Origin of the sequence: Paucihalobacter sp. (genome assembly GCF_036825875.1) — a bacterium.
In the GTDB taxonomy this organism is placed as follows: Bacteria; Bacteroidota; Bacteroidia; order Flavobacteriales; family Flavobacteriaceae; genus Paucihalobacter.
Genome location: NZ_DAISXK010000003.1, coordinates 105,980 through 125,495, shown reverse-complemented (window position 1 = coordinate 125,495; position 19,516 = coordinate 105,980). Strand labels below are relative to the sequence as shown.

Below are 19,516 nucleotides of genomic sequence, written 5' to 3'. Positions count from 1 at the left end.
GAAAAGTGACTGGTAAAATATTAGATGGTGAATTTAACGATGTACTGGCCTTTGCAAATGTCATAGTAAAGGATTCTCAAAAAGGTACGACCTCCGATTTTGACGGGGTCTATTCAATAGATTTAGAACCCGGTTTCTACACACTGGTTTATTCCTTTATTGGTTATGAAACCAAAGCCATTACAGATGTTGAAGTGACCTCGAATGGGGTACTTGAAATCAATGTAACCCTCAGACCGTCGTCAGCTACTTTAGACGAAGTCGTAATCACTACCTCGGCTCGAAGAAATACTGAAGAAGCAGTACTTAATATACAGCGAAATTCCGCGGTGCTTTTAGACGGTTTATCCATTGAGAGTATTAAAAAATCTGGCGCTAGCGATATTGCCTCAGCCATTCGAACAGTGCCTGGTGTATCGGTTCAAAGTGGTAAATACGTGTATGTTAGAGGTCTTGGAGATCGTTATACGAAATCGATTTTAAACGGCATGGACATTCCTGGCTTAGATCCTGATAAAAATACCGTACAAATGGATATTTTTCCGACCAATATTCTTGAAAATATTATTGTAATTAAATCTGGTTCTGCCGATTTACCCGCTGATTTTACCGGTGGTGTTGTTAATATTGTCACTAAAGATTTTCCTTCAAAAAAAACCATGAATTTTTCTGTTTCAGGTGGATTCAATCCCGACATGCACTTTAATTCTAGTTATGTAAACTATGAAGGTAGTGGGACCGATTTTTTAGGTTTTGACAATGGTAATAGAGAACTTCCTATCTCGCCTACAACTACGATTCCAAATCCAGCCTCGGCAAATAATAGCTCCCTAGAAGGAATCACAAGGTCCTTCAATAGAACCTTAGATACCCAACGTGAAAACAGTATGCCGAATTTTAGTTTAGGTTTTAATTATGGCAACCAATTTGAAGTTGCTGGTAATAAATTAGGCTTAATTGCATCTATAGATTACAAAAATGAAACCTTGTATTATGAAGGTTTTGAAAATGGCATCTATCAAAAAAACGAAGACAGAGATATCTTCGATTTGCGATTTGACCGCAGACAGTTTGGTGATTTGGGTCAAAATAATGTTTTATTAAGTGGTTTGGTTGGACTTACATATAAAACGACGAATTCAAAATACAATTTTAATGTCTTACATATTCAAAATGGTGAAAGTCAAGCGGCAACCTTTAATCAGCTAACAGAAATATCAAACGATATAAATGTTGACAAAGACAACCTTGAGTATTACCAACGCTCTATTACCAACTTATTGTTTTCAGGAAAACATAACAGTACTGATAATAATTTTATAATTGAGTGGGCTGTAGCTCCTACATTTAGTAAGGTTGAAGATAAGGACGTTAGACTTACTACCTTTATTTTAAATGAAGATGGATCGTCTGTGATAAGTTCAGACGCCGGTTTTCCGCAGCGTCTTTGGAGAGATTTAGATGAATCTAATTTGATTGGAAAATTAGATTTTACAAAAAAATATACTTTTTTAGATAATAAGGCCTCATTAAAGTTTGGTACTCTAGGAAGTTATAAAAAACGTAATTATGATATTTTTAGTTATGAAATTGCATTTAGAAATACAGGAAATGAAGATATAACGCGTGGCTTCAATGGCGACCCTAACGCTATTTTAGCACCTGAAAATATTTGGACACCAGAAACGAACAGGGGCTCATTTATAAGAGGTAATTTTGAACCTGCCAACTCATTTGAATCCAATCAAAACACTGCTGCCTTTTATGTTTCTAATGAATTTAAATTGGCTAATAAATTAAGAACTATTGTTGGTTTAAGAGCTGAATATTTCACCACAATCTTTACAGGTCAAAATAATGCTGGAACAGAGATTTTTGATAAAGAGAAAACCATCGATGCATTCGACTTGTTTCCATCAGCAAATTTCATTTACGAACTGAATGAAAAATCCAATTTACGATTGTCCTATTCGCGTACTACGGCAAGACCAACATTTAAAGAATTGTCGGTAGTTCAAATACCAGATTTGTTAACAGGTATCATATTTTTAGGTAATATAGATTTAAAACCTTCTTATATGAACAACTTCGACTTTAGATACGAATTCTTCGGTGAAAAAGCACAAATGTTTGCCATAAGCGCATTTTATAAAAACTTTAAAGATCCTATAGAGATAGTAGCTTTTTCAAATGTGGCACCAAATCAGTTTACCCCGAGAAACTCAAACGAAGCAACAGTAGTTGGTATTGAATTTGAAGGACGAAAAAATTTCAACTTTATTGCTGAAAGCCTTAGAGACCTTAGCTTAAACATAAATATATCCTTAATTGAATCTGAAATTGAAATGCCTAAAGGTGCGGGCCAAGAATTTGAATCGAGACAACAATTTGCAAGAACAGGAGAAGTTATTGAAGACACCAGACAGCTTCAAGGTCAATCTCCATTTTTAGTGAATGTTGGTTTAAATTATAACAATACCAGCTTGGGCTTAGAAACCGGCATGTTTTATAACGTACAAGGAAAAACGCTTGAAGTTGTTGGTTTTGGTAGAAACCCAGATGTTTTTACACAACCATTTAATAGTTTAAACTTTAACTTTTCAAAAACTTTTGGCGAAGATCAAAGATCTAAACTTAGTTTAAAAATTGATAACGTATTAAACGATGACAGAGTGAGTCTATACGATTCTTTCGGTGGTACGGGAGAAAACTTCTCCTTTAGAGCTCCAGGTACAACCTTTAGTATTGGTTACAGTATGAATCTTTAGATTGATAATTCTTTATAAAATAAAAGAGCTGGGAAAAATCCCAGCTCTTTTATTTTACTTATATATTATAAATTTAATCTCTAGAAACCAAAGTTCTATCATTAGACCACTCTACAACACTAACAATAGCATTGGTGCTATAATCTACTTCTTTTAAAGTTTTATCATTCCAGAAAAACCACTTGCCAACCTTATTGCCATTGTCATATTTGGCAGCTGCAACCTTTTTTCCGTGAACATCATAGCTAAACCAGTTGCCTTGCAGTTTCCCATCTAAGGTGTAGAAACCTGTTTGACTAATCTGCCCGTTATCATGAAACATGGTAACTTCAATTACATTGTTCTTTACAGTATATTCATTTTCTTTAGTTTCTTGTGAAAATACCGCCGCTGAACAAATAAGCGCTACAATTAATATTAGTAATTTTCTCATAATAATACAGATTTGGTTAATAATTACTTTACAAATATATGTATAATTTTACAATTATGATACATTTTGGTAACATTAATTTAACATTAAAGTTTTAATGTGCTGATTTTATGCAATTTCTGTGTTTACATTTTATTAACTTTGAAAGTAGAAAAATTAACCAAAAACATCTAAAATTATGTGTGTGTTTATGTACTTTTACTTATATTTCACGCTAGGACCTATTTAAAAATAGCGTAAAACAACTCAGTTAATTACTTCGTATACAGCTTATAAATGGATAGTTTTTATACACTTTTAATAATCATAATTATTATTCTTGCTTTCATTGACTTGATAGTTGGTGTTAGTAATGATGCTGTGAATTTTTTAAACTCTGCTATTGGGTCAAAAGCATTTCCAATTAAAACTATTTTAATAGTAGCTAGTTTTGGTTTGGCACTTGGTGCAGTTTTTTCTTCTGGTTTAATGGAAATAGCGCGCGTTGGTGTTTTTCAGCCCGATTTGTTCAGTTTTCATGAACTTATGATTGTATTTATAAGTGTTATGATTGCCGATATATTACTTATCAATTTTTTTAACTCGATAGGTATTCCCACCTCTACCACCGTTTCTATCCTGTTTTGTCTTTTAGGCGCAGCTGTGTCGATGGGCTTGATTCAAATTTTTGAAACTGGTGAATCATTTTCTAAGATTTCACAGTTTATTAATTTGTCAAAAATCACCACTATAATAAAAGGAATTTTGATAAGCATATTTCTAGCCTTCGTGATTGGTGCCTTTGTGCAATTTATTTCTAGACTGCTATTTACCTTTGAATTTAAAAACTCTTCAAGATTATTAAAATCTGTATTTGCCGGTTTTGCGTGGAGTTGCATCGGCATATTTGTCATTTTAAGAGGTTTTGGCAGCACTATCTTAATTGATACTTTTATAATTAATTGGATAACCAATCACCTTATAGTTTCATTCGTATCTATTTTAATTATCTCTAGTATTTCAGCTTTTATACTTGACACAGTTTTTAAACTAAATATTTTAAAACTAATTGTGCTACTTGGTTTGTTTGGACTTGCGCTTTCTTTCGCTGGCAACGATTTGGTTAATTTTATTGGCGTTCCCGTGGCTGCAATACAGTCGTTTGAGTTGTTTGTTGAAGCCAGCTCAATAATGCCTATTTCGGCCACCGAATTTAACATGTCAGGTTTAATTAATACAGTACAAACACCATATTACATCCTAATTTTAGCTGGTATTGTGATGGTTGGCACACTCTGGCTTTCTAAACGTGTGTTTTTAGTGACTGAAACCGAAATCAACCTCGCCAGACAAAATGAAGGTTTTGAAAGGTTTAAACCACATGGTACCTCTCGATTTATAGTGAAAACAGGAGTCGGTATTGGTTATTTTTTCAATAAAATTATTCCAACTCTAACTTTAAAGCAAATAGACAACAGGTTTCAGAAAATTTCGGTTTCAACGCCTCAATTAAAAGCGCCTTCGTTCGACTTGATAAGAGCGTCTGTGAATTTAATGGTGGCGAGTGTTCTCATATCTATTGCAACCTCATGGCAACTGCCACTTTCCACAACCTACGTAACATTTATGGTCGCTATGGGTACGGCACTCGCGGATAGAGCCTGGAACAGAGAAAGCGCTGTTTACCGCGTCGCAGGTGTATTAAATGTTATTGCAAGTTGGCTCATAACTTCATTACTAGCTTTTGTGGTTTCTGGAATTATCGTTATACTTATTAATTTTGGCGGTCTTCCAGCAATTTTAGTGCTGGTCTGCTTACTGACATTTATATTAATAAAAAGTGCCATTCAGCACAGAAAGCGGTTGTCTAAATTAAAGGCTAAGAAGAAATTCAACCCCGAAGAACTCAATAGTATTCACGAAATTACTTCTAGATATTCGTATACTATTTCAGAAATTTTTTCAAAACTAAATAGCCTTTTTGGTGAGGTGATTAAAAATTTAGGATTGTTAGATGCCAAAAAGCTAAAGCAAAACAGAAAAAGTATTACTGATATCCATTCTGAAATAGACATTTTAAAGGAGCTAATATTTAATCAAATCAATTCAAAAAAAGGATTGAGCACAGCTGCTTATAAATTTTACATCCTCACCTTAGACGATCTTCAGTCCATAAATTATGCCATCAGTCAGATGATTAAAAGCAGTTATCTGCACGTTAGCAATAACCACAAAAACCTTACTTTTAATCAAATTCGTGGTTTGAAGTCAGTAGATATAAAAACCAAAGAAGTGTTTCCTAAAATAAATGACAGCTTTCGAAAGTTAGATTTTTCAAAATTAAAATCCTTGATAAAAGAACTGGAAAGTATTCAAAAGTACATTAATGACTCGTTAGAACAACAGATTCAAAGAACCAGTTCGCAAGAAAACGGTGCCAAAAATATGCGATTGTATTTTGATTTGCTGAAAAAAGCAGAAGATATGATTGTCTCGTTAATGATTATTTTGAAACGCTATAAAGAATTTAACGACACTCCAATAGATGAATAGTTAATTGAAGATGCTCGCGATGTAATTCCAAATTTCATCTCTAACGGTTCTATTAGCTCCGATGGCCAACATAATTGAAATCAGTAAACCAATCATAGCATAACTGAAGTCTTTTACCACCATTTTTAATGCTTTTACTTTATGTTTTTTACCTGCTTTGCGTCTTATTAAACTTACAGCTATTTCTCTGCCACCAATAACCCCTAAAAACACCCAGGTAGTACTCATCGGCACTGTGCTGATAAACAATTTATAGATGAGTAAAAGCACATAGGAAAAATCTATCAGTGTGGCTGCTCTAACATCTGAAATTCTGACTTTTTCACTTACTACTTGCTGAATTTTGTCACCGCGCAAGTAAAATAGCAAGCCCATGCCTATGAAAATAGTAAGTGCAAATATTATAAATTGAAAAGCTGTTTGTTGTCTTGGTAAAAACACCGCGATGTTGGCACCATCTTGCATTACCCAAACACCCCATAACGTCCCACTAACTGCCCATTGAACGACCGTCCACCCTATGTGGGCTTTTCTACTTTTAAAATATTTTCGAATAATATTATAGGAAAAATACCAAATGGCAAATGATATCATGAATGCCATAATATAACCAGTCCAACTCTTAAAAACCACAGAAGTTATACCTGAGGTATCTGCGCTGAAAACACTTAACAATAAAAAAGTTGTTGAAACTGGCATCCTTAACCGTGTGAGGATTATTAATACTAGTGGTGCTACAATTTGAAAAAAACTGAAATTCTCTGGATGTGGATATTTGGTAACGCCATCATCGGTTAACAAGCGCTGATAGGTAACATCGCCATTAAAATAAAACCAACTAAAAGTAACAACACCAAGAAAAATTGTTCCAGTAAACAGCCATAAAACCCACCATTTTCGGGCTTTATTACTTTCAATAAAGGTTCCTAAAGATTGAATACTGTCGTTTGAAACAGCAGCATAAGCCGCAAAGAAAAAACCAACCCACATGGCAGACTGTCCAAAATTCACCGATACAATAGATAGGATGATTCCTAAAATAACGATGGTTAAAAAAACTTTTTCTTGAACTAAATAATCTAGAACGTTAAGATAGGGTGTATTTCGATCGCGAAGTTTATGTTTCATTAAGCTTAGATGTAAAGCGACAAACTAGTTTTAGACTGCAATATTAAGGTAATATTAAATTTGTGTTTGGGTTCTAATGTTGTTTTATTGTTAACTTTTAATCTAAAATGAATACAGCACAAATTAATAAAAAAAATCACAGATTATAACTTATATTTAATAATCCGTTTAATGATTTAAATATTTTGCGAAATGACTCTGCCCCTCTTTTTAAAAGCAACCCAATTCCTTTTAATTCTGCTATTATTAGTTAGCGCTTCACAAGCCCAAAACATGAATGCAGAACAGCTTTTAGAAGCTGCCATACAACACCATGATCCTCACCAAAGATGGCAAAATTTCAATGACACGCTAATCATTGAAATGACCGCTCCAAAACAGAGTCCAAGAAAAAGCACAGTAGCAATTAATATCGGATTAGATTATTTTTATTTACAGGCTCAGCGAAACAATATAAACACCACCTATATTGTTGATAAAAACGAATGTGAATTAATGTTAAATGGTAAAATTAGCTTTAACGAAACAGAGGCCAAATTAAATAACCTGAATTGCGATCGCGCTTACATGTTAAAAAATTACTACACTTATCTTTATGGTTTACCTATGAAAGCTAAAGATCCAGGTGCTATTATTCAAAATAGTGTTTTGAAAACCACATTTAAAGGTAAAGAATATCTGAGGCTTAAAGTAAGTTATAACGAAGGTGTTGGAGATGACGTTTGGTTTTTTTATTTCAATCCAAAAACTTTCGCCTTAGAAGTATATCAATTCTTTAAAACTGACAAAAACAGAAATATCATTAAGGAAAGTGGCGAATATATTTTACTTTTTCAAGAAACCGAAATTGGTGGTATAAAAATGCCCAAAATTAGAAGATGGTATTACAATAAAGACGATAAATACCTTGGTACCGATACCCTATTGAATTAGTCATGTCATAATAAAAGATGTTACACTTAAAAACATCTGGTTGGTATCGGCCAATATAAACGCAAAAAAATCAGAAATCATCTAACAAATATGTAGGCAAAAAAAGCACCCCAAATTTGAGGTGCCTTATATATACTTATAATAATTAATCTCATATTTTTAAGTGAGGACTCTTTTGGTTGGTTATTTATTTCCCCATTTATATTTATTAAAGAATGGACACAATATTTGCCTATAAGGTTAATAAACCTTCAGTTCTAATGTTGAATTAACATTACGTTTACTTCAAAAAAACGCTTCAATTATTTGTCTGCTTAGGACATCGTGTTTCAGAGCAAGAGTTATCCCATTCGTGTATTAAATATCACTAGACTTTCTAAGTTTTTTAACTTTTAACATTGAATTAGAAAAAAACAACTGTACTAACGTCTAAACTAAAACTTTGAGCGTACATAATATATTAACCAAGAAATATATTATGAAAAACATTTTAATTTTATTAGCAGTAATCATATTAAGCTCATGTGTATCGAAGAAAAAATATGTTGCCCTTGAACAAGAAAAGGGCCAAATTTTAAGTGAACTCACTAAAACTAGGGTGGAAAAAGAAGACTTAGAAAACAAATTTGCAATTATTGAGTCGCGAGTTAACGAATACAACTCAAAAATACAATCACTTAACGATGACGTAGAGGGGTTGACCATAGACAATAAAGCAAAATTTGAAGTATCAAAAGATGGTACAGTTACCTCTGGTATTAGTCGCGAAAAAATGCGTGAGACACTTAAAAACGTGGATCAAGGAAAATTAGCTAAAGCAACAACCCTTAAGGATTCTATGAATTTAGCCGTTCAGTATAATCTTAACAAAGCCATTAGTAATTCAGATCTAAACGAGGATAATGATATTGTTATAGATATTAACGAAACGGTGGTTATGATTTCTATTGCAGACGATATGTTATTTAATACCGCCAGTTACAATGTTGGTAATAAAGCTGATAAAATTTTAAAAAAATTAGCCGACGTCATTAACTCTGAACCAAGTTTAGATGTTATGGTAGAAGGTCATACCGACTCGAGATCTATTAACACCGATAAAATTGCAGATAACTGGGATTTAAGTGTATTACGCGCCACTTCTGTAGTAAGAAAACTACAAAATCAATTTAAGGTTACGCCAGAACAATTGATTGCCTCTGGTCGCGGGAGCTTTCAACCACTTGTAGAAAATAATTCAGACACCAACCGTGCAAAAAACCGTAGAACACGAATTATTTTGATGCCTAATATTGATAAATTCTTTGCTATGATGGAGGCAAATTAATAAAGTCCATTTATATATTAATAAAGCATCCTCCCGTATAGCTCGGCATTGGATGCTTTTTTTTTGTGGTTCCTATTAAGTTAAATGTGTGAATTGAAGAATAAACTTTAAAATCTAATTTCCACTTTTCTAATAAGCTATCCGTATTACCATTTAGGAGCTCTGCGTCTTCAATGAGCTTATATATATAGCGTTTCAATTTGAATAATTTCTAAATGGTTAAGAAGCAATTTCGACAGGAATCAAATTTTAAAAAATCTAACAATAAGCACTTAGCTGGATTGATCTATAATACACCTATTAGATTTAGATATTGTCTTTAATTAAAAAAGCATCTCAGAAAAGAGATGCTTTTTAAACAATTTATTGAGATTCCTGCTTTCGCAGGAATGTAATTAAGAACCACACATTAGGCAATCGTCACCCTCAGACTCTTTAGCTTGGGCGATGAGTGCTTTCATTTCTTCTGGTGTTAATGGTTTTACTTCGGTAGTTTTTTCTTTAGCAAATTTCGTTGCTGTTTTAGCGGCTTGTTGCTGTTGCTTGGCTACAACTTCACTCTGAACAATAATTACTTCCTCTGCAACAGGCTCTGCAATTTTCTTTTTATCTAAAGTGAACTTAATAGCATCGACCGCACTTTTCGTCCTCAAGTAATACATACCAGTTTTTAAGCCGCTCTTCCATGCGTAAAAATGCATAGATGTAAGTTTTGCCATTGTTGCACCTTCCATAAATAAATTTAAGGATTGTGACTGATCTATAAAATAACCTCTATGGCGACTCATATCGATAATGTCTTTCATACTGAGTTCCCATACGGTTTTGTACAGTTCTTTAATATGGGCCGGAATTTCTTCAATATCCTGAACAGAGCCATTGTTGCGCATAATTTCTTGCTTCAACCCGTCATTCCAAAGACCTAATTCAACTAAATCTTCAAGCAAATGTTGGTTCACAACAATAAACTCTCCTGAAAGTACGCGTCTGGTATAAATATTTGAAGTATAAGGTTCAAAACATTCATTATTACCTAAAATTTGTGAGGTGCTTGCAGTTGGCATTGGCGCTACTAATAACGAATTTCGAACACCGTGTTTTAATACTTGTTTACGGAGTTTACCCCAATCCCAACGGCCACTTAACTCTTCGTCTTTTATACCCCAAAGGTTGTGCTGAAATTCGCCTTTACTTATTGGTGAACCTTTGTACGATTGATAAGGACCATCTGCTTTTGCCTCTTCCATAGAAGCGGTAACTGCAGCAAAATACAAAGTTTCAAAAATTTCTTGGTTTAGTGTTTTTGCTTCATCACTCGTGAATGGCATGCGCAGTTTAATAAATGTATCGGCCAAGCCTTGAACGCCCAAGCCAATTGGTCTATGACGGAAGTTTGAATTTTCTGCTTCTTTAACCGGATAGTAGTTTCTGTCTATAACGCGGTTTAAGTTTTTAGTAACGCGTTTGGTGATTTTGAACAGTTCCTTATGATCAAATTCCCCATTCTTTATAAACATTGGTAAGGCAATTGATGCAAGATTGCAAACCGCTACTTCATCTGGTGATGTAAATTCTAAAATTTCCGTACACAAATTAGACGAACGAATAGTTCCTAAGTTTTGTTGGTTAGACTTACGGTTGGCTGCATCTTTGTAAAGCATATATGGTGTTCCCGTTTCAATTTGAGACTCCATTATTTTCTCCCAAAGTTCGCGTGCGTTTATGGTTTTTCTGCCCTTTCCTTCTGTTTCGTATTTGGTATACAAGGCTTCAAATGCCTCGCTGTGTGTGTCTGCCAATCCTGGACATTCATTCGGACACATCAAGGTCCAATGCGAGTCTTCTTGAACGCGTTTCATGAACAAATCTGAAATCCACATGGCGTAAAATAAATCCCTGGCGCGCATTTCTTCTTTTCCTGTGTTCTTTTTAAGATCGAGGAAATCGAAAATATCGGCGTGCCAAGTTTCGATATAAATCGCGAAACTACCTTTGCGTTTTCCGCCACCTTGATCAACATAGCGCGCAGTATCGTTAAAAACTTTAAGCATTGGTACAATTCCGTTGGAGGTTCCGTTGGTGCCTGAAATATAGCTGCCTGTTGCTCTAATATCGTGGATTGCCAAACCAATTCCACCTGCTGACTGCGAAATTTTAGCAGTTTGTTTTAAGGTATCGTAAATACCATCAATACTATCGCTTTTCACCGTTAACAAAAAGCAAGATGACATCTGTGGTTTCGGCGTTCCAGAATTGAATAAAGTTGGCGTTGCATGCGTGAAAAATTTTTTCGACATCAACTCGTAGGTCTCAATAGCGGCCTCTAAATCATTTAAATGAATTCCTATAGACACACGCATTAACATGTGCTGAGGACGTTCTGCAATTTGGCCATTTAACTTTAATAAGTAGGAACGCTCCAAAGTTTTAAAACCAAAATAATCGTAACCAAAATCACGATTGTATATGATGGTTGAGTCTAAAATATCTTTATTGTCCTTTATAACTTCATAAACCTCATCGGAAAGTAAGGGTGCTTTTTTACCAGTTCTTGGATTGATATATTCATAAAGATCAGTCATGACCTCACTAAACGACTTTTTGGTATTTTTATGTAAGTTAGACACCGAAATTCTTGCCGCAAGCTTAGCATAATCAGGATGTGTAGTAGTCATGGTTGCCGCAATCTCGGCTGCCAGATTGTCCAATTCACTGGTAGTTACATTATCATACAATCCTTCAATAACACGCATGGCAACTTTAACTGGATCTACAAGTTCGTTGAGTCCATAACATAATTTTCTCACTCGCGCAGTGATTTTGTCGAACATCATTGGTTCTTTGCGGCCATCTCTTTTTAGTACATACATATTATTAAGTCTTTTTAGCGTTTCTGAAAAGTTTTCAGAAAGTTGATTAGTTAGTCAGGTGCTTCAAAATGAAGAAGCACGCATATTGGTTTGGTTAAAATATTATTGGTTAAAAATGTTTCAATAAAACACTACACCATAACATCCACACGTAGATTATCTATTCGATTTGGGAGCTTCGAAAAAACAGCTTTTAAATTATTTTTTAAAATTCTGCGTCGAATGTAAACTTATCCTTTTCCTCTTCTTTATTCATAACTCCTGCCTTTTGATATTCAGAAACTCGTTTCTCAAAGAAATTTGTTTTCCCTTGCAAGGAGATCATATCCATAAAATCGAAAGGATTGGTAGCATTGTATTCTTTTTCACATTCCAACTCCACCAATAATCTATCGGTAACATACTCAAGATATTGGGTCATTAATTTGGCATTCATGCCAATTAAACTTGCTGGTAATGATTCTGTAATAAATTCACGCTCAATATTTAAGGCATCAATAATGATAGCTCTAATACGTTCCTTTGGAACTTTATTTTTCAAATGATGGTTGTGAAGATGAACCGCAAAATCGCAATGAACACCTTCATCTCTTGAGATTAATTCGTTAGAAAAAGTCAAACCTGGCATCAAACCACGTTTTTTTAACCAAAAAATTGAGCAAAATGCACCTGAGAAGAAGATACCCTCTACCGCTGCAAAGGCAATTAATCTCTCCGCAAAACTAGGCGAATCAATCCACTTTAAAGCCCAATCAGCCTTTTTCTTAATAGCTGGGAAGTTTTCTATTGCTTTAAATAGTAAATCTTTTTCTTTCTCGTCTTTAACATAGGTGTCTATTAGAAGCGAATAGGTTTCACTGTGTATGTTCTCCATCATAATTTGGAAACCGTAGAAAAATTTAGCTTCACTATACTGTACTTCATTTACAAAGTTTTCGGCAAGGTTTTCATTAACAATTCCATCGCTTGCGGCGAAAAATGCGAGGATGTGTTTAATAAAATACTTTTCATCATCGTTTAATTTAGAAGACCAATCAGATAAATCTTGATGCAAATCAATTTCTTCTGCGGTCCAGAAACTCGCTTCAGATTTTTTATACCACTCCCAAATATCGTGGTGTTTAATAGGAAAAATTACGAATCTATCTTTATTTTCTTGTAAAATTGGCTCTTCAATTTGCGACATTTTTTTTGGGTTTTTATATTAAAATTTAGACAAAACATTAATTTTGACTTGGGACTAACAAAGATTGGAAAACGTGATAGATTTTGAAAGGATTTTTGCTAAACGTTGTCAACAAGTTTTTAACAATGGAATTTGCCTACATAATTAGGACTTAAATAAAAGTTTTTATTTAACTACTTGATTATATGTATTTTATAATAAATTATGCTGAATATTTAGTGTAAGAAATAACTTGTTAAAAAATGTCTAAATGTCTGTGTTTCCTCAAAAAATAAACATTGCGAATTGGCTTTGTAATTAACAAAAAAGAGGACGTTTCCATCCTCTTTTAACCCTAATAAATAACTAACTAAACTAAAACAATTTTAAGATATCCTTTTTCTTAAAACGATGTTTTTATTCGTGAAATTGAAATTTCTCGAATGTATTATTTTGTACATAATACAAATCAAAGATGCGTCAATGTATTTAAAGTTAAAAATCTAATTGTATAGATGGCTTCTTATATTGTATGAATGGAAATTGATAATTGACATTTAAGGAAGCTTCAATTAAACTCTAATCCAATTAATTTGGCAATTATTCATGATAAAAGCTTTTATGGATTAGATAAAATATAGCACAATTTAACTCTAATAATTAGTGCAACATTTAAGTTTATCAGCATTTCACACACAAAATTGAACTAAATGCACAAGCCATTAACTGATAATGCAATATATTGCTACATTTGGAACATGATTTCAGTTGTAATAGTAGATGATGAACCCAACGCCATTCAAAGCTTGATTTGGGAACTTAAGCACTTTATAAGTGACATTACCGTTGTGGCACATTTTACCAAGCCCGAAGAGGCAATTGAATATTTGAACAATAACAGCACTGATTGTTTATTTTTAGATATACAAATGCCAACCATGGATGGCTTCCAATTTTTGCTAAAGCTAAATCAACGAGATTTTGCCGTTGTCATTACAACCGCTTACAATGAATACGCTATTAAAGCTTTAAAGCACGAGGCCATTGATTATTTGCTAAAACCAATTGACTCTGATGATTTGGCCGAAACCATCAAAAAAATTAAGAAATACAAGTCAAAATTAAAAAATGCTGAAAATTTTGAGTTAGCTCTAGAGCAGTTCAACAAACGCTTTAATAAAAAGAAAATAACCATTAATACAGATGGAAAACTTATTTTTATTGATGCCGATGATATTTTAGTAGTCGTTGGTGATGGTAATTACAGCACCCTTGAATTACAACATAATCAGAAAATTGTGGTGACCAAAAAACTCAAAGAAGTGAATGCCTTATTGCCTCAGGACCATTTTTTTAGAATTCACAATTCCTATATTGTCAATTTAAATCACATTAAGGAATATATTAAAAGTGATGGTTATGTTGTTTTAACCAACAACAAAAAAATTCCAGTAGCTAGACAACGTAAAACGGATTTCTTAGAAAAGTTTTAACGAATGCCCTACATTTCAACCGCTTTCATTCAAAATGTTAAAACTTTAATTCTACTGTTATCTATTGGTACACTTTTTTTAAATACTAATAGGTTTCAAATTGAACAAGACTCAATTATAAAAAGCAAATTAAAAAAAATTCAAGGGAAACAAAAGAGCACCTACGAGGTGTTAGACTCATTATTCAAAAAAGAAAAAAGAGATAGTAGCTTTATGCGCGCGCTTTCTACTAAAGCTAATGAAATAAATAACTACGCTGCTGAAGGGTTTGCCTATAATTCATTGGGGATTAGCTACAGAAACGCATCCCTTTATGAAAAATCAATAGAATTACATAAAGCCTCTTTGGAACTTGCAATTAAAGCCAGAGATATCGAGTTGCAAGTGGTAAGTTTGAATATGATTGGCGTAGCTTACAGGCGTATGGATTTGGTAAAACCAGCATTAGATTATCATACACAGGCTTTAGATTTGGCCAATTCGGCTTCAAAAAAAAGTAAACAACTGGAGGCAAGTATCGCTGTATCACAAAATAGTATAGGCAATATATATTTAGCATTAAAACGTTACGACCTCGCTATCAAACAGTTTGAAAAGTCCCTTAAAATAGAAGAAAAACTCAAACAAAAATTGGGCTTAGCCATTAACTTCCATAACATTGGATATGCACAAGAAGCTCAAGGCAATCTTGAGGCAGCGATGGAAAACTTTGAGCGGTCCCTAATGTATAACAATCAAATCAACTCAGATATTGGTCGGGTAATTTGTTATAACAGTATTGGTTCGTTAGATATTAAGTTAGGAAAGCTTGAGGAGGCAAAAGATATGATAAATCAGGCCTTAACCAAAGCCATTGAAATTGGCGACCAATTTTACCTCGCTTCGGCGTATGTTAACTTGGGCTGGGTGGAATTAGAATTAAATAATTTCGATGAATCAGAAGCAAACTTAAACAAGGCCCTAGAAATTTCAAGAGCATTTAATCTCACCTCTTCCTCTGTTGATGCCAACAAAAAACTGTCCGATTTGTATTACGCACAAGGAAATTTCGAAAAGGCGCTTTTTCATTACAAAACAGGAATTGAACTTGAAAACACGATTACTAATGAGCGAAATTTTCAATACGTAAACGACATTGTTTTAGAATATGAAAACGAAGTTAAAAATAAACAAATACAACTATTAGCGGACAGAAACGAAGAACTTATAAGAAATCAAAAGCTATATATGCTGATTATTTTTTCCGTTGTTTTGTTAGCAGTTATTTTAATTGCATTTAATAGAAACCGACAGCTAAGGCAAGAAAAACAGATTTTAACATTAGAGCAAGATATGCTTAGGAATCAAATGAATCCGCATTTTATTTTTAATTCGCTTAATTCAATCAAACTATACATAATTAATAATGACAAGGAAAAGGCGGTTTATTATCTCAATAAATTTGCAAAACTCATTAGAAAAATACTTGTTGCCAATACCAAAAAATACATTTCGTTAGAAGATGAGTTAGAAACCATGAAGTTATATTTAAGTATTGAGAACTTGCGCTTTTCTAATCAAATAAATTTTTCGATTAAAATTGATTCAAATATAAACTCCACTAGCATAAAAGTGCCTTCATTAATACTTCAGCCATTTTTAGAAAATGCTTTGTGGCACGGTTTATCATCTAAAAACGATGATAAACGAATCAGCCTTGAGGTTACTAAAGGTACAACTAACCACGTTGTAGTAACCATAACTGATAACGGCATTGGCCGAACCGAATCAGAAAAAATTAACCGCGATAAAAGCCTCAATAGGAAATCGGTTGGCCTAGACATTACCAAAGCGCGATTGGCTAATTTTTCAAAGCGCTTTACATCTGACTATAATCTTGAAATAACCGATTTGTATGACGATCACAATAAAGCAATGGGAACCAAAGTAGCCTTGCACATTCCAACTGATTTGAATTTGCTGAAGTCATAATTTTACTGTACTTAGGCTCCCCTTTTAAATCATAAAAAATTAAATGCTTTTATCTTATAAACAACTTTTTCACCTGACTTTGGTTGTTGCTATGATCATGAATATTTACTAAGTATACACCTTGCGCTAAGTTATCAGTAAAAATTTGTAATTCACCAGTAATATTATTATAAACTTTAATTATTTGCCCAGTAATTGATAGCAGTTCAAGATTATAAGTAGCATTACTAGGTAGATTTATTTTAAACGACTCTGTGGCTGGATTTGGATACATTAAAATATCTGAGAATTGGTAATCAGTAGTATACAAAACCCCTTCTAAACCAAACTCAGAAGTATTTCCATTAGCGTCGGTAGCAGTGCCTACAACAAGTAAAAAATCATCTTGGGTGAATCCATCGGGAAATGTAGCAATAAAAGATTTTGGCCCAGTTGCTATATAAGTATCTGTTCCTAAATAAGTTTTGCCTTGACCATTATCGGCTCCAAAGAATTCAATCGTTAATGGATAAGCAGAATTTTCAGGATCACTTGGCACTTGGTAAGTAATTTCAACTTGATTGCCGCCCAATAAATCAATGCTTATAATCTCGGGATAATTCTGAAGGTTATTTGGGCCAGTATCTGAATCACCGTTGTCATTTGCGCCTGCGCCAGCCAATCTAATCCCTTTTATCGAATTACCAAATATACTATTTTCAGATATGACAATTCCGGATGGTGTTCCTAAGGGCGTATCGAGAAAAACGCCATGTCCTGATCCAATTATGATATTATTGGCTATTACACCACTTGAAATATTTCCTGTTATATCAATACCTGAAAGGCTGCTAGTGCCATTACCAATGGTTGTTTCGCCATCAATAGCAGCCCCAATTAAATTATTTAAAAACTGATTACCATTAGAATTTGAAATCATTAAAACACCACTTAAACCATTCCCACTGATAACATTAGCAAAGTCAGGTGTTGCACCACCAATAATGTTATTAGAACTGTTTTGAACAATGATGCCTGGAACATTGATACCACTAGGTGAATCAAACCCATTTGCTTGTAAACCAATAATATTTGAATGCGCGTGGAGTTGTGTTGCACTTGATAGAAGTAAATTCCTGCCTTGACCAGCTGTTATTCCATTTCCTGAAATAACATTATGATGCATCATAGTCCCTTCTAATAATCCTGAAGCTAGTGCACCTATTTGATTTGGTAAACTTGACACGCCACTAAAATTAAGACCAATATAATTATAGCTTATATCATGAGCTGTTCCTCTTAAGGCAATACCAATAGTGTTTCCGGATATAACATTAGTTCCATTTGCCACGCCTCCAATAGTGACGGGTTGTGCCGTACTTAAAATATTGATTCCAGTATTTTGATTTGCTAATGGGTTGTTTCCTGTAACATCAGTTCCTATAAAATTACCTTGAATGAGTGTGCCATTACAACTTTCTGCAAGTTCAATTCCATGCACGGCGTTGCCTGAAATTAAGTTTCTACTTCCGTTTGCAGTACCACCAATAACGTTGTTTTCGTCCTCAATTGCAATTCCGTAAAGATTGGGGACTGCACTGTTTCCTGCACTATTAGTACCAATATAATTTCCCAAAATAACATTATTTTTTCCGTTTAAAATAACAATACCGGTATTGCTATTACCTGAAATTACATTTCTTGCGCCTGAATCCAATCCACCTATAGAATTATTATCATTGTTCTCTCCAAAAAATAAACCCACACCAATTGAGTTTGGTATTGCTGCATTTCCTGTTAAATCAGTACCTATTAAATTGCCTTGAATAAAATTTTCTGTAACAGGCGAACCTGCACTTCCTTGTAAATAGATTCCAAATTGTCCATTTCCCGAAATTAAATTTCCTTCTCCTGCATCAATCCCACCAATCTCATTGGTATTAGCTCCAAAAAGCAATAATATTCCACCTCGTAAATTAGGAATTGATTGTGTCCCTGTAATGTCAGTACCTATATAATTCCCCAAAATTCTATTGCCCGTTGAGGCTGCTCCAACTATTGAAAATCCGGTTCCGTCAAATTGATCACTTTGGTCATTTTTACCACCTGAGACAATGTTTCTAGCCTGAGGATTGGAGCCTCCTACAGTGTTATTAGAAGAATCAATTAATTGTACATTAAATCTATTGCCTCTATTGAGGGTGCCGGTGGCATCAGTCCCTAATAAATTACCTTGTACTAAATTATTGGTGCCACCTTGAAAAGTGAGTCCACCTGAGTAATTACCTGATATTACATTGCCTTCTCCAGGATTTGTTCCACCAATTATATTGTTGCTACTGTTTACAAATAACACTCCACCCCCAGTATTGGTAAACAAGGTACTACCATCGGAGCGTAATCCAATATAATTACCTTGAATGGTAACATTATCGATGAAGTTTACCAAAACACCGAATCCAAGATTAAATGGACTTACATCCTGCTCCTGGAAACCGCCTATCGATAATCCATATAATTCGCTTCCACCAGCACTGCCTGTAAATTGAATGCCCTGAAATCCAGTACCTAGTAAGGTTCCGTCAATTTCTATAAGTGGTGCATTTGTATAGCCTGTTTGGGTGCGTCCATCAAGAATTACCGGGCGTTGCATTGGAGGCAATACGTCCAAAGAAATTAAAAACACAAATGGTGCAGAGCCTGATAAATCAAAAGCAATAATGTCTTTATTGAATGTTTTGTTAGCGTTTCTTATGGCAGCTCGCAATGAACAGTTTCCATTGGCATCGGCACAAATAGTGTCATTAAGATCTGCGTCTTCAGTGTCGTCTGTTGTATTTACAATGTAGGTAGTTTGACTAAAAGAAATTGTAAAACAGAAAAATAAAATGATACAGGTAATGTTTAACTTCATGGT

The 19,516-nt window shown here is 34.0% G+C and carries 11 protein-coding genes; 6 read left to right on the top strand and 5 right to left on the bottom strand.

The genetic code is table 11. The features are described from left to right. A partial coding sequence (locus tag V7Z48_RS01985; protein ID WP_334111709.1) for a TonB-dependent receptor occupies positions 1–2,768 on the top strand: 2,768 nt, incomplete at its 5' end. Positions 2,769–2,841: 73 nt separating this feature from the next. Here the strand turns inward: V7Z48_RS01985 and V7Z48_RS01980 are convergent. Beyond that, positions 2,842–3,201, bottom strand: a complete 360-nt coding sequence (locus tag V7Z48_RS01980) for a nicotinic acid mononucleotide adenyltransferase (RefSeq protein ID WP_334111708.1) — start codon at positions 3,199–3,201, stop codon at positions 2,842–2,844. A gap of 276 nt (positions 3,202–3,477) precedes the next feature. Between V7Z48_RS01980 and V7Z48_RS01975 the strand changes: the two genes are divergently transcribed. After that, positions 3,478–5,733 carry an inorganic phosphate transporter gene (locus tag V7Z48_RS01975; RefSeq protein WP_334111707.1) on the top strand — a complete coding sequence of 752 codons (2,256 nt, stop codon included), beginning with the start codon at positions 3,478–3,480 and terminating at the stop codon, positions 5,731–5,733. Here V7Z48_RS01975 and V7Z48_RS01970 read toward each other — a convergent pair whose 3' ends face one another. After that, positions 5,734–6,861, bottom strand: a complete 1,128-nt coding sequence (locus V7Z48_RS01970; RefSeq protein WP_334111706.1) for a hypothetical protein — start codon at positions 6,859–6,861, stop codon at positions 5,734–5,736. It abuts the gene before it with no gap. A gap of 192 nt (positions 6,862–7,053) precedes the next feature. Here V7Z48_RS01970 and V7Z48_RS01965 point away from each other — a divergent pair, with 192 nt between their 5' ends. Continuing rightward, positions 7,054–7,794, top strand: coding sequence for a DUF6503 family protein (locus tag V7Z48_RS01965; protein ID WP_334111705.1), 741 nt, complete (start codon positions 7,054–7,056; stop codon positions 7,792–7,794). A gap of 478 nt (positions 7,795–8,272) precedes the next feature. Continuing rightward, positions 8,273–9,121, top strand: coding sequence for an OmpA/MotB family protein (locus tag V7Z48_RS01960; protein ID WP_334111704.1), 849 nt, complete (start codon positions 8,273–8,275; stop codon positions 9,119–9,121). Between the two features lie 395 nt (positions 9,122–9,516). Here the strand turns inward: V7Z48_RS01960 and V7Z48_RS01955 are convergent, their stop codons facing one another. Then, positions 9,517–11,991 carry a ribonucleoside-diphosphate reductase subunit alpha gene (locus tag V7Z48_RS01955; RefSeq protein WP_334111703.1) on the bottom strand — a complete coding sequence of 825 codons (2,475 nt, stop codon included), beginning with the start codon at positions 11,989–11,991 and terminating at the stop codon, positions 9,517–9,519. A 205-nt stretch (positions 11,992–12,196) separates the two neighbouring features. Beyond that, the gene (locus V7Z48_RS01950; RefSeq protein ID WP_334111702.1) at positions 12,197–13,177 is read right to left on the bottom strand and encodes a ribonucleotide-diphosphate reductase subunit beta; all 981 of its coding nucleotides are present in this window, start codon (positions 13,175–13,177) and stop codon (positions 12,197–12,199) included. A 737-nt stretch (positions 13,178–13,914) separates the two neighbouring features. Between V7Z48_RS01950 and V7Z48_RS01945 the strand changes: the two genes are divergently transcribed. After that, positions 13,915–14,649 carry a LytR/AlgR family response regulator transcription factor gene (locus V7Z48_RS01945; RefSeq protein WP_334111712.1) on the top strand — a complete coding sequence of 245 codons (735 nt, stop codon included), beginning with the start codon at positions 13,915–13,917 and terminating at the stop codon, positions 14,647–14,649. A gap of 3 nt (positions 14,650–14,652) precedes the next feature. Then, complete coding sequence (locus V7Z48_RS01940) at positions 14,653–16,620, top strand: tetratricopeptide repeat-containing sensor histidine kinase (protein ID WP_334111701.1); 1,968 nt, start codon at positions 14,653–14,655, stop codon at positions 16,618–16,620. Between the two features lie 49 nt (positions 16,621–16,669). On the opposite strand, the gene V7Z48_RS01935 is transcribed toward V7Z48_RS01940, so the two are convergent. Continuing rightward, positions 16,670–19,513: a beta strand repeat-containing protein gene (locus V7Z48_RS01935; RefSeq protein WP_334111700.1), complete on the bottom strand. Its 2,844-nt coding sequence runs from the start codon at positions 19,511–19,513 to the stop codon at positions 16,670–16,672. Between the last annotated feature and the right edge of the window lie 3 nt (positions 19,514–19,516).

What these genes read in the sequence shown, in the direction of transcription:
- V7Z48_RS01980 (WP_334111708.1), bottom strand. Translation starts at nt 3,201, where the DNA reads ATGAGAAAATTACTAATATTAATTGTAGCGCTTATTTGTTCAGCGGCG.
- V7Z48_RS01975 (WP_334111707.1), top strand. Translation starts at nt 3,478, where the DNA reads ATGGATAGTTTTTATACACTTTTAATAATCATAATTATTATTCTTGCT.
- V7Z48_RS01970 (WP_334111706.1), bottom strand. Translation starts at nt 6,861, where the DNA reads ATGAAACATAAACTTCGCGATCGAAATACACCCTATCTTAACGTTCTA.
- V7Z48_RS01965 (WP_334111705.1), top strand. Translation starts at nt 7,054, where the DNA reads ATGACTCTGCCCCTCTTTTTAAAAGCAACCCAATTCCTTTTAATTCTG.
- V7Z48_RS01960 (WP_334111704.1), top strand. Translation starts at nt 8,273, where the DNA reads ATGAAAAACATTTTAATTTTATTAGCAGTAATCATATTAAGCTCATGT.
- V7Z48_RS01955 (WP_334111703.1), bottom strand. Translation starts at nt 11,991, where the DNA reads ATGTATGTACTAAAAAGAGATGGCCGCAAAGAACCAATGATGTTCGAC.
- V7Z48_RS01950 (WP_334111702.1), bottom strand. Translation starts at nt 13,177, where the DNA reads ATGTCGCAAATTGAAGAGCCAATTTTACAAGAAAATAAAGATAGATTC.
- V7Z48_RS01945 (WP_334111712.1), top strand. Translation starts at nt 13,915, where the DNA reads ATGATTTCAGTTGTAATAGTAGATGATGAACCCAACGCCATTCAAAGC.
- V7Z48_RS01940 (WP_334111701.1), top strand. Translation starts at nt 14,653, where the DNA reads ATGCCCTACATTTCAACCGCTTTCATTCAAAATGTTAAAACTTTAATT.
- V7Z48_RS01935 (WP_334111700.1), bottom strand. Translation starts at nt 19,513, where the DNA reads ATGAAGTTAAACATTACCTGTATCATTTTATTTTTCTGTTTTACAATT.